This window comes from Mesorhizobium sp. BHbdii (genome assembly GCF_053848045.1).
Map to the genome: position 1 here is coordinate 1 of NZ_JBSPKX010000069.1, position 630 is coordinate 630.

Below are 630 nucleotides of genomic sequence, written 5' to 3' on the forward strand. Positions count from 1 at the left end.
GGAATACTCGCCGGGCCATAGGGGAGAGCGTCACCGCTCCCCGCCAAATTAATAATTGTGCGCTAGATACCAAACGACATCAGAGGCGTTTTATTTGGGTTGCCGACTTCGTTGGCATTTTCCCATACGCGCCAACGCTGAACGCTCAACTTGAAGCTGGGGAGAGAGATTACCGGCTTTAAGGAGTCAAGATCGACGTATCCTCCTGTGCTCCTGATGTTTACTGGGTCTCTTCCCAGGCGAAGAAACGTCCGGTCCCCGCTGATGATCACCGTACCCGGGGTTTCGCTGTCGGACGTCTTTTCATCTCCACGAGGGGTTACGATTTCAAACGCCCAATCATCGCCAAATATGAGGCAGTCATTGACCGGGTGAATTCTTAGAAAGTGAGGCGGACTTCCGTCGAAGGATTTTAGCACCGCAAGTGAAGCCGCTTCAGTATCGCTTGTATCAAGCTTTATGGCGTAGCCTAACGCTCCGCCTTCTTGGAACAACGCAATCAATGTGCCGGCCTTGCAATCAGAAATTTCGCCTGTTGAAACGGATCGAATGATTTTCATTTGTGCTTCCCTTTTGGACGGAGCCATCCGAGGTAACAGAAACTTAGACCAAAATGAACGCCACAAGGCA

The 630-nt window shown here is 51.0% G+C and carries 1 protein-coding gene; it reads right to left on the reverse strand.

The features are described 5' to 3' along the window. Nucleotides 1–62 precede the first annotated feature (62 nt). A partial coding sequence (locus ACWTU8_RS31870; protein WP_455851260.1) for a hypothetical protein occupies nt 63–630 on the reverse strand: 568 nt, incomplete at its 5' end.